Raw genomic sequence first — 12,362 nt, forward strand, 5'->3', positions numbered from 1 at the left:
TATCAATCATTTTCCTGCATTAATGCTTCATATGCACTCACTGCCATATCAAATTCATCATCTTTTGGAGAATAGTATTCTTCTTCTCCCGCATCATTAATAATTACTTTCGCAATAGTATTATCATTCTCCTCCAATCCCTCAGGAGCCTCTCTTTCTTCATCCAAAACACTCAACAGGGCATATCTATTATTTCCGGCGGAAAACTGCATCTCTTCATAAAAATAATGCTTATTTCCTTCCTCATCAGTCATTTCAATGATATTTCCCTCATCATTATTATTTTGTTCTATTTTGAAATCATCTTCCATTTTTGATGCTCCTTATTATTAATTTATTCCGAAATCCTTAAATATGCGTTTTACATACCGCCAGCCTTTTTGCGCCTGACGCATCGAACTTTCCATGATCTGCGGATTACGAATAACTGCTGCCAACAGTTTTTTGCGCCATTGCCGATATTCAGAATCAATCAACTGTAAGAATTCTTCCATTTCTTTTTCTACAGCTACTTCTGGTATATCAGTCGATATAATAGTACATTTAGTATTTTCTATATGTGCTGTATCCGCATAAAATGGCGCATATATGTTATATTTCTTATATTCTTTCTTAATTTTTTCTTGCAGAGATTGTATTCCCAGCGGTTCACCATGTACTAAAAATATCTGTTGAGGTTCATTCATATGAATATGACTCACCCAATCCAGTATTTGCTTATAATCACCATGGGCCGAAAAACCATCCAACTGAAAAATTCTAGCCCGTACAGCTACTTCTTCTCCTAAAATCTTTACCCGCTTAATTCCATCTACAAGTCTTCTGCCCAATGCTCCTTCAGCCTGATACCCCACGAATAATATTGTTGATTCTGGCCGCCAAAGATTATGTTTTAAATGATGCAGAATACGTCCTGCATCACACATGCCACTTGCAGAAATAATTATCGCCGATCCCTCACTACTGTTTAAAGCTTTTGATTCCTGAGCTGTCCGGCACATTTTAAGCTGTGGCATTTCTGACAACTTACCGCTACGTTTGAGCATTTCTATCGTCTGTTTATCAAAGTTTTTCATATTAGCCGCAAAAACTTCTGTTGCCGCAACAGCCAGTGGACTGTCTATTACTATAGGAATATCATCTATACGCTTTTGTTTCCATAACCTATATATATAGTATAACAGCTTTTGGGTGCGACCAACCGCAAACGCAGGAATAATAAGATTACCTCCACGTTCTATGGTATCATTTATTATTTCTGCTAAAGCCGATTCTTTATCATATATTTCATGTAATCTATCTCCATATGTTGATTCAATTATCAAATAATCTGTGTTGTCAACATAAGAGGGATCTTTTATAATAGGCTGTCCCGGCTGTCCTATATCTCCTGAAAAAACGAATTTTACTGGTTTCTCATTATTTTCTCTCACATAGACTTCAATTATTGCTGAGCCCAATATATGTCCTGCATCTAAAAAAACAGCAGATATATTATCATTTATTTCAATTTTTTTATCATACTCAATTGCTTTAAATTGTAATAATGATTTTTCAGCATCAGCTATCGTATATAACGGGGCAATTGGTATTCTTCCTACACGCAGACCCTTACGATTCATGATCTCAGCATCACTTTCCTGAATGTGGGCACTATCAGGAAGCATTATTTTCGCTAAATCACAGGTAGCTTTCGTGGCATAAATTTTGCCTTTAAATCCTTCCCGGCAAAGTTTAGGGATAAGACCACAATGATCAATATGGGCATGTGTTAAAAGTACCGAATCAATTTCCTGCGGTGAGAAACGGAAGGGCTCGTAATTACGTTCCCGTAACTGCCTGCCACCTTGAAACATTCCACAATCAATGAGTATGTTTTTCTCATTGACTTCCAGTAGAAAGCATGAACCAGTAACAGTGTGTGCAGCTCCTAAAAATTGCAAGTTCATAATGATACCCCCTAATAATAATATATCTTTAATTTCGCCTGCGATGATAAAAAATAATATACAATTACCGCCATGCGAAACAGACTGTATATTAATCCTTTCAGGTAATCTTTATCGAATTTTCCCCCAGCAACGCTGCTATACTATCCAGCGCTGCCTCACTACCATCTATCCAATATTGCTCCTGTGCCTTTATTTTTTTGTTACCAGCAATAAAATAAAAACAAACTATATGATCACCATGATATTTTTTTAATATACTCTTTAACTTCTTTAAAGACTCTGGTTTTTCCTGCATAGCATTTATTTGTATCCAATATGTTTCCCTATAATCTGCTAGAGATTTTATTTGTCTGGCAATTATTTTAAAACCATTATCCAAAAGATTTATTTTTCCAGAAACTACTATAGCAGATTCTGGTACTAAAACATTAACAGCTTCATAAAAAATATTAGGAAAAGCAACTACTTCAACAGTCTGAGTGAAATCTTCCATCTGAAGTACACACATAGTGTCACCCTTACGTGTATTCATCTTCTTTAATCCAGTAATAACTCCCGCTGTTTTTACATATGAACTATCTTTGAGTTTTTCTTCCGTGAGCTGGGAAAGTGATTTGATATGCTTTAATTTATCTCTATATATATCGAGCGGGTGCCCTGTTATATAAAAACCAGTAATTTCTTTTTCTGAATTAAGTCTTTCCATCGTAGAAAGTTCTGGTATATCTGGCAGTTTTATTGTTTCCTGTTCAATAGATTCTTCCCCAAACAAAGACATCTGACCACTGTTGATGTCCTTTTGTTTTATTAAAGCGGTTTCTATAACTTGCTCTGATACAGCCAGCAACTGTGACCTTTTATTGCCAAATGAATCAAAAGCTCCTGAACGTATTAAATATTCTAATACCCGCTTAGTAACAATTTTACTATCTACTCTGCTGCAAAAATCGACTAATGATTTGAACGGGCCATCCTGTTGTCTTACCTCGATTATAGTTTTCATCGCACTTTCCCCGACATTTTTTATAGCTGCCAAGCCAAATCTTATGCCACCTTTTTCTGGGTCTGCTGTAAACGCTGCTCCACTTAAATTTATATCGGGTGGTAAAATTTTTATACCCATGTGCTGACAATGTTCAATATAAGTTTTTATTTTATCAGCATTGGTCATAAAACTTGTCAACATAGCTGCCATGTATTCATGTGGATAATGTGCCTTTAAATATGCTGTCTGATATGCTACAAGCGCATAAGCCGCACTATGTGATTTATTAAACCCGTAATCGGCAAAATTGATCAGCAGATCAAAAATCTTTTCTGCCAGCTGCTTATCTATGCCATTTTTTTTAGTTCCGGCTAAAAAATTTTCCTTTTGGGCAATCAACACCGCGTGTTTCTTTTTTCCCATTGCCCGGCGTAAAATATCCGCTTGCCCCAGAGTAAAACCTGCCAGCACCTGAACAATCTGCATTACCTGTTCCTGATATAAAACAACACCAAAGGTTTCTTTTAAAATTGGTTCTAATAAAGGATGCATATATTTTACCTTTTTCTTACCATGGCGACCATTTATAAAATCCGTAACCATGCCGCTTCCTAGAGGACCTGGACGATATAAAGCTACAAGTGGTATTAAATCAGAAAAATTCTGGGGCTGAAGATCCTTTACTAAAGTTGTCATGCCTGATGATTCCATCTGGAAAACACCACAGGTATCTCCCCGGCAAAGCATTTTTGCTGTTTCTTCATCGTCCAGTGGAATATGACTTATATCTATTTTCTTTCCAGTATTATCTTCTACATTTTTTATAGCATCGCTTATAACAGTCAGTGTCCGTAATCCCAGAAAATCCATTTTCAGCAGACCTAACTCTTCAACATAGTCCTTATCATACTGTGTTACTAAAGTTCCTTCTGACATCTGAACAGGTAGATAATCTGTCAACGGCTGCCGAGCAATAACTATTCCAGCCGCATGTGTAGAGGAATGGCGAGGCATTCCTTCGATATCCCTGGCAAAATCAACCATTCGGTGCATAGTTGCATCAGTATCGTATACTTTACGGAATTCTTTAGATTCTTTCAATGCTTTATCCAAAGTCATCCCTAATTCCGTTGGTACCATTTTGGCCACTTTGTCGACTTCATTATAGGGAATATCCATAACACGCCCGACATCTCTTATCGCTCCACGGGCAGCCATTGTTCCAAAGGTTATTATCTGTCCTACATGATCATTGCCATAACGTCTTTTTACATATTCAATTACTTCCTCCCGCCTTATATAGCAAAAATCAATATCAATATCAGGCATTGTAACACGTTCTGGATTTAAAAAACGTTCAAAAAGCAGATCATATTTTAATGGATCTATATCAGTTATCCTCAGCAGAAATGCTACGATACTCCCAGCAGCAGAGCCTCGTCCCGGACCAACTACTATATTATTATTGCGAGCAAAATTAATAAAATCCCATACAATCAGAAAATAACTGTCATATCCCATTTTATTTATTATTCCCAACTCATATTCCAGTCGATCCCGTACTGATTTAGTAACAACTTGATATCTTTTAGGTAAATTTTCTTCACATAATTTTCTTAAATATTCCTTATCCGTAATGCCTTCTGGTAAAGGGAAATATGGTAAATGCAAATGACCAAATTCAAAATCAACATTACATCTTTCAGCAATTTTCAGAGAATTACTTATAGCTTCCGGCGTCGCAGAAAACAGCATTTTCATTTCTTTCGGCGTTTTAAGATAATATTCATCACTGGAAAATTTCATTCTATCAGCATCATTGAGTGTCTTACCAGTTTGTATACATAATAATACATCATGGAATTCACTATCCGTTTTATTTAAATAATGGATGTCATTTGTGGCAACTAATCCCAAATCATATTTTTTTGCCAAATTTACTAAATTATCATTTACTTTTGCTTCCTCCGGCAGCCCATGATTCTGCATTTCCAAAAAGAAATTGTCTTTGCCAAAAATAGCTACATATTCCTGCAGTATTTTCTCTGCTTCGGCAATATCTTTATATAAAATCGCATGAGGCAGCTCTCCGGCTATACAGGCGCTGAGTGCAATTATTCCCTCATGATACTTATGTAAAAGCTCCTTATCAATACGTGGCTTATAATACATTCCTTCAATATTTGCCAATGAAACAAGTTTTACCAAATTTCTATAGCCAGTTGAATTTTCTGCTAACAGGATAAGATGATAATACCTCACTCCATCTACCTCAAATGCTTCATGTCTGTCCCGTGGCGCTACATAAACTTCACACCCTATAACAGGTTTTATCCCTGCTTTTTTTGCTTCTTTATAAAACTCCACTGCTCCGTACATATTACCATGATCTGTTATGGCAATCGCTGGCATACCCATATCCTTAGCAGCTGCAACTAATTTTTTTACTCTGGCTGCCCCATCAAGCAGACTATATTCAGTATGAACATGTAAATGAACAAACTGTTCCTGATTTTTTATTTCCTGCATATAAAGATTTCCTTCTTAAAAATATTATATATTTAATAATACCATTTTATCATATACAAAAATGAAGTGGAAACATCATTGAAAAACTTTATTATTTATTTTTTCAATATTAGCTCACAATGACTGTCTTGACTTTCAACATTACACCTATTATAATAAAAAACAGTTTTATAATTGGATAAGTTAAAGCTTATGATGCAGAGTAGTAAATTTTAGGCATTTTTCAGAAAGCCAATGGCTGATGTGAATTGGTATTTGTCTTTTTTGAACTCACTGCTGAAGCTTCCGATAAGGAATTTAATATTAAATATATTTTATTAATATTAAAAAAACCTTAGCCTGCTCAATATAACAACAGGTTGATCGGCGTTAATAGCGTTAATATTTTAAGAGGGCAGTTTTACTGTCAATCAGGGTGGTACCGCGAAATTTTCGTCCTTGGCTTAAAGCCAGGGATTTTTTATTTTTAAGGAGGACTTTTTTTAATGGATAAATATTGCCCAGGTAAAATCGAAAAAAAATGGCAGGATAACTGGGAAAGTAATGGGGTATATACTACTAATGAAGATGATACCAGAGAAAAATACTATGTTTTGGAAATGTTTCCTTATCCATCAGGCAATCTGCATATGGGACATGTGCGAAACTATTCTATCGGTGATGTAATCGCTCGTTTTAAAACTATGCAGGGATTTAATGTACTACATCCTATGGGCTTTGATGCCTTCGGCATGCCTGCAGAAAATGCAGCTATAAAGCATGGTGTTAAACCTTCTGACTGGACATATTCTAATATGGATAACATGATCCGCCAGCAAAAGCAGATAGGACTGTCTTACGACTGGAACAGATTAGTCCAGACCTGTAATCCTGATTATTACCGCTGGACTCAATATTTATTTGAAATTTTTTATAAAAAGGGTCTTGCTTATAAGAAAAAAGCTACCGTTAACTGGTGCGATTCCTGTAAAACAGTCTTAGCTAATGAACAGGTAATTGATGGCTGCTGCTGGCGATGTGATTCTCCTGTAATAAAAAAAGACTTGGAACAATGGTTTTTAAAAATAACTGATTATGCCGATGTTTTATTAAAAGACTTAAAAAAATTACCCAATTGGCCGACCCGTGTCAAAACAATGCAGGAAAACTGGATAGGACGCAGTGAGGGGGCAGAAATAACTTTTACTGTTCCTAATTTCAAGGAAAATATTACTGTTTATACAACAAGACCTGATACTGCTTTCGGCATCAGTTATATGGTTTTAGCTGTTGAACATCCCTTAGTAGAAAAACTTATAAAAAATTCTATTAATAAAGAACAAATACATAAATTTATTGAACATGTCCATAATCAAAGTGAATTGGAACGGACTTCGGATAAATTAGAAAAAGAGGGTATTTTTACCGGAGCATATGCCATCAATCCTTTTAATGGTGAAAAAGTTCCCATATGGATTGCCAATTATGTATTATTTGAATATGGGACAGGCGCTGTTATGGGTGTTCCTGCACACGACAGCCGTGACTGGATGTTTGCCGGTAAATACAATCTTAAGAAAAAAATTGTTATAACTAACGAAGACAAATCTTTATGCCTTGAAAAAATGAGCGATGCTTATACTGATGATGGTATATTAATAAACTCTGGTGAATTTACTGGTATGAATAACCGCCAGGCAATTCCGGCAATAATTGACTGGCTGGAAAAAAACAAATGTGGTAAACGTCGTATCAATTACCGCCTGCGTGACTGGCTTATCTCACGTCAGCGTTACTGGGGGGCCCCCATCCCTGTGATTTACTGCGAAAAATGCGGTACTGTCCTTGTGCCAGAAAAAGATCTTCCTGTTAAGCTACCAGAAGATGTTAAATTTGAACCTGGTGTCGTTTCACCTTTGGCCCACAGCAGTGATTTTGTAAACTGCACTTGTCCTAAATGCGGCGGACCCGCAAAACGAGAAACAGATACAATGGATACTTTTATATGCTCCTCCTGGTACTACATGCGCTTTGCCGATGCCAAAAACACTACGGCTCCATTTGATAAAAACATCGTAAATAAGTGGCTTCCTGTAGATCAATATATTGGCGGCATAGAACATGCCATTTTGCATCTTCTTTATTCCAGATTTTTTACTAAAGTTTTAAAAGATGCCGGGCTGGTAAACTTTGATGAACCTTTTACCAACCTTTTAACTCAAGGTATGGTTATAAAAGATGGTTCTAAAATGAGTAAATCGCTCGGCAATGTTGTTTCTCCAGAAGAAATAATCAGTAAATACGGCGCTGATACCGCCCGCTTATTTATATTGTTTGCTGCTCCGCCAGAACGTGATCTCGAATGGAGTGACCAAGGTGTTGAAGGTGCGTGGAGATTTTTAAATCGCATTTGGCGCATAGTCCTCCATTATGAAAATATGGTAAAAGATAACCCTGCCATTAATACTGCCATTTTAAATAATAAAGAAAAAGACCTGCGCCGTATTGTCCACACAACTATAAAAAAAGTGACTGAAGACATTGCAGTCCGTTCCAACTTCAATACAGCTATAAGTTCCATTATGGAACTAGTAAATGCCTTTTATTCCATACGAGAAGAAAAAATACAACCGGGTCTTATAAATGAAACTATTAACTCCTTATTACTGCTTTTAGCTCCCTTTGCTCCGCATATCACAGAAGAACTTTGGCAGAGAATAGGTCGCCCGGGTAGTATTCATAAAGCAATATGGCCTAAATATGATGAAAAAGCACTTGCTGCCGACGAATTGGAAATAGTTGTTCAGATAAACGGCAAAGTTCGCGATAAAATGACCATTGTGGCACAAACAGATCCAAATGAAATAAAAAAACAGGCTCAAACATTAAACCGCATCCAGAAATTAATCCAAGGAAAAAATATAATAAAAACTATTTATGTGCCTAAAAAAATAGTAAATATTGTCATCAGATAACTTATTTCTGCTAAAATAATCCCAAAAGGGGCTGTCGTACATTAAAAGTACGACAGCCCCTTTTGGGATTTTCAGATAGTTACCCCTTCCATGGATTTTTCCAAATAGATTATTTCTTTATTATCATCATATTCTATAAGCTCAGCATATCGTTCCCAACCAATAAGTAAATCTAATTGTTTTTTTGCCGCTTCTTCTCCTAAAGGTTGTACCAATAATTCTTCAAAAAAATCTATATTCATTTGTCGATTCGACTTTGATTGCAGAATACTTATCATTTTTTTTACAAAGGGAACATGTTTCATAATCTGCCGCTTAAATAAATTTTTGCGCTCGAGAACTGTGGCCTGTGCAAATTCTATACCGTAAGCTGTAAGCTCAATATCACCCTCAGTGACCTTAGTAAAATGCAACAGACTACAGGCATCTATAAGTGGCAGAAAGTCCTCCATATCTATAGCAAAACGGTTAGCAAGCTTATATAGATCTACTTTTTCATTCAAATCTTCCAGTAACTCTAAAAAACCAGTAAGTGCTCCAGCAGATACCTGAGGAATAATCATGTCCTTTTTAACCTGAAGTGCAGTTTCTTCTATCACTGTTTTCTTTTTAGTCATTATTGAATAAATTTCATCTACATACTTTAAAAATTCTATTGATTTTCTATCGCGCCAACGTGGCAGAGCTATATCAATATTTCTTATTATTGTCGCTGGTCCCGAAGAAAGTATAATTGCCCTATCAGCCATATATACAGCTTCTTCGATCCCATGTGTAATCAAAACTATCGATTTTGTAGGTATTTTCTTTTCTAACCACAATTCCAACAAATCACGCCTTAAATTTTCTGCCGTTAATACATCAAGTGCAGAAAAAGCTTCATCCATAAGCAAAATATCTGGTTCACTAACTAAAGCTCTGCCAATACCTACACGCTGGCGCATACCACCTGATAATTCCTTAGGATATGCATTCTCAAATCCATCCAGTCCCACAATATCAAGAACCTGCATAGATTTTTCTTTCTTGTACTCTAAAGAAATATCTTTTTTTTCTAAACCAAGCATCACATTTTCTAAAACAGTCAACCACGGGAATAACGCAAATGATTGAAAAACCATTGCTACTCCGGGATTCACACCATTAATTTCATTACCAAGGTATGATACCGTTCCTTTTGAACTGGGAATCAGTCCAGCAATTATGCGCAGCAATGTTGACTTCCCAGAACCTGATGGTCCTAAGACAGCCAGAAATTCCCCTTCTTTTACCTGAAGATTAATATTTTCCAAAACTACAGCATCGTCACTGCCTTTTATCGGGAAATTTTTACCTACTGACTTTAATTCCAGTAAATTTTTCATAATCTGCCATCCTTCTTTCAATCAACATGATACTTTGTCTGCGCTATATAATATAATCTATGCCAAATAAAACGATTTATTACTACAACCATAATGCACATTACAATTATACCCAGCAAAATTTTACTCCAATCACCAAGAGTTGTTGCCATGCTTATATATGCCCCTATACCGGAAGCAGTCAAAACGATTTGTTTCCATTTTACTATTTCAGAAATAATACTAGCATTCCATGCCCCACCAGAGGCAGTTATGAATCCTGTCACCAGATAGGGAAAAATGGCTGGCAGTATGAGCACCCTCCATTTTTTCCATCCTTTTATTCCCAAAACAGCAGCAGCCTCTACTAAATCATTAGGGATACTGGCTGCTCCCGCGATAACATTAAACAAAATATACCATTGTGTTCCCAGCATCATTAACACTATCGACCCATATTGAAAATTTATGCCATATTGAATAAAAAGCATTGTAATAAAAGGAAACAGCATATTAGCTGGAAAAGAAGATGCCGCCTGTACTAAAGGCTGAATTTTTTGTGACAGCTTCGGTTGCATGCCTATCTTTACTCCTGCTGGTATTGTCCAAATAGCTCCCAGTAAAATTGCCATAAAAACACGGGCAGCTGTAAGCAATCCCAGGTTAAAAACATGCCATAATTGGTCAAAACCCATCTCATACAGCATATATACTGCATCTTTTACAGGTATATATATTTCATATAAAAATGCTGCTAAAATAAATATTTTTATTATTGCCTGGAAAAAAGCACTAACTTTTATTTTCTTATATATATCCAGGCTATTTTCTATTCGATCAGATGTTTTTACTATTTTTTTATTTATAAACCGACCTATAGGCATAAAAATTTTTCTATATATCCAGAAAACTATAAATGACCTATATAACAGATTATAAACAAATGATGTCGGCTGTTCATTTCCCTTTGAAGATTCTAATTTAAATCTCTGTCCCCATACAACAAGCGGCCGCCAAAAAACCTGATCCACTAATAAAATCATTATAAGCATAGTAAGCATTGCGTATACCATAGCTCTTATATTACCTGAAGCTGCTGCCACAGCCAAATAAGAGCCTATTCCGGGAAGATGAATATCTTTTCCCAGAACACTTATAGCTTCACTGGCCGCCAAAAAAAACCAACCGCCGCCAAATGACATCATCGCATTCCATATTAATCCTATCATACTAACAGGTAATTCCAGTTTGGTAAATTTTTGCCATTTATTAAAATGAAGCATTTGTGATGCTTCTTCTAAATCCTTAGGCAGTGTCGTCAACGAATGATAAAAGCTGAAAGTCATATTCCAAGCCTGCCCAGTAAAAATTGCAAAGATTGAAGCACATTCCACACCTAACAAAGTATTGGGAAATATCGTCATAAAGGCAACTATTGTCGCTGACAAAAAACCCAAAACAGGTATTGACTGCAAAATATCTAAAAGAGGAATCATTATTTTACCAGCCCATTTACTTCTAGCTGCAATATAACCATAAATAAATGTAAATAAAAAAGAAAAACCTAGCGCAATGAACATTCGCAGCAATGATCTTCCCGCGTAATAGGGAAGCATTTCAGGTGATAGACTTATGGAGATATCGGTATCAAGGGAAAATGGGATATCCATCCCCATACTTAACTTTAAAACAATATAAAAAATCATAAAGACAACAGCTAATACTACAATGTCCATTGCAGTAAATTTTCGTTCTACCAAGGTTTGAGTAAACATTTTTACACTCCTCCCAGAAAAATATTATAAAATTTTTAGTCCAGGTCTCGCCATCCTCCATATTTACTCACCTCCCAAAAAAATAAACCCTTCTACAAAAGCGCAGAAAGGTTCAGTAATCCCTCAATTCAATCGTAAGAGCTTTAGCACTGCATAACGTAGAGTAAATAAATTACTCAGCTATCTTGGGTAATACCTTATTTCGATAATACCTGTCCTACCCATTGGCATCTCTCGATGTTTCCGGGCAATAGCCTGTGTTTATTGCAGGAACCTCACCTAACAAAATTATGCAATTTTTGATGTCGATTCATATTACCACCAGAAAAAATAAAATGCAAGCTAAATTTTAACAATTATTAAATTTAACCATAAATTAACTTTAAGAACCAGCTATGATTTTTTGACATTCCCTGCAATATCCATATAACTCCAAACGATGGCTCACTACAGAAAACTGTGTATCTTGTTCTACTTCTTTTTCAAAATCATATAAGGGACAATTTTTTAAAAAAATAACTTTCTTACAGCGCAGGCATATTAACTGATGCCGATGTGCAACAGGTTTCAATCCATAGACAGATTTTTCATTAAAAAATGATGTTTTCACCGTAATTGCTTTTGCTGTAAACTTTTCCAGAATCCTATATACTGTGGATAAATTTACTAAAGAATCGTTTTTTTTCATTAGTAGATAAATATTTTCTGCGGTCTGAGGATTTTCACTATTTTTTAAAATAGTCAACAGTAAATTGCGTTGTTTTGTACTTTTCATCCCATTTTTATTAAGATATTCTTTATAATCGCCCATATCTACCTTTCCT

General features: G+C 35.7%; 7 protein-coding genes, 1 riboswitch and 1 other annotated feature. Of the genes, 1 reads left to right on the forward strand and 6 read right to left on the reverse strand.

Annotated features, from left to right (window positions below; translation table 11 throughout):
- Positions 1-2: 2 nt before the first annotated feature.
- The 3 genes from I6760_RS00180 to I6760_RS00190 all read right to left on the reverse strand — a co-directional run bounded on the left by I6760_RS00180 (position 3) and on the right by I6760_RS00190 (position 5,466).
- On the reverse strand, positions 3-311 hold the full coding sequence (locus tag I6760_RS00180) for a DUF1292 domain-containing protein (RefSeq protein ID WP_196592521.1): 309 nt from the start codon (positions 309-311) through the stop codon (positions 3-5).
- Positions 312-329: 18 nt separating this feature from the next.
- On the reverse strand, positions 330-1,949 hold the full coding sequence (locus I6760_RS00185) for an MBL fold metallo-hydrolase RNA specificity domain-containing protein (RefSeq protein ID WP_196592522.1): 1,620 nt from the start codon (positions 1,947-1,949) through the stop codon (positions 330-332).
- 100 nt (positions 1,950-2,049) lie between these two features.
- Positions 2,050-5,466 (reverse strand): DNA polymerase III subunit alpha, encoded by a 3,417-nt coding sequence (locus tag I6760_RS00190; RefSeq protein ID WP_196592523.1) that lies wholly within the window; start codon positions 5,464-5,466, stop codon positions 2,050-2,052.
- Between the two features lie 183 nt (positions 5,467-5,649).
- Positions 5,650-5,909, forward strand: a binding site (T-box leader).
- Positions 5,910-5,951: 42 nt separating this feature from the next.
- Here I6760_RS00190 and leuS point away from each other — a divergent pair.
- Positions 5,952-8,420, forward strand: a complete 2,469-nt coding sequence (gene leuS / locus I6760_RS00195; RefSeq protein ID WP_196592524.1) for a leucine--tRNA ligase — start codon at positions 5,952-5,954, stop codon at positions 8,418-8,420.
- 71 nt (positions 8,421-8,491) lie between these two features.
- Here the strand turns inward: leuS and I6760_RS00200 are convergent, their stop codons facing one another.
- From I6760_RS00200 to I6760_RS00210, 3 genes are all read right to left on the reverse strand, one after another.
- The gene (locus tag I6760_RS00200; protein ID WP_196592525.1) at positions 8,492-9,784 is read right to left on the reverse strand and encodes an ABC transporter ATP-binding protein; all 1,293 of its coding nucleotides are present in this window, start codon (positions 9,782-9,784) and stop codon (positions 8,492-8,494) included.
- Positions 9,785-9,801: 17 nt separating this feature from the next.
- Positions 9,802-11,538 carry an ABC transporter permease gene (locus I6760_RS00205; RefSeq protein ID WP_196592526.1) on the reverse strand — a complete coding sequence of 579 codons (1,737 nt, stop codon included), beginning with the start codon at positions 11,536-11,538 and terminating at the stop codon, positions 9,802-9,804.
- A gap of 121 nt (positions 11,539-11,659) precedes the next feature.
- Positions 11,660-11,832: riboswitch (M-box (ykoK) riboswitch) on the reverse strand.
- 88 nt (positions 11,833-11,920) lie between these two features.
- A complete protein-coding gene (locus tag I6760_RS00210; protein ID WP_196592527.1) occupies positions 11,921-12,349 on the reverse strand; it encodes a Fur family transcriptional regulator in 429 nt (142 codons plus the stop codon).
- Positions 12,350-12,362: the final 13 nt, after the last annotated feature.

Origin of the sequence: Pectinatus sottacetonis (assembly GCF_015732155.1) — a bacterium.
Classification (GTDB): Bacteria; Bacillota; Negativicutes; order Selenomonadales; family Selenomonadaceae; genus Pectinatus; species Pectinatus sottacetonis.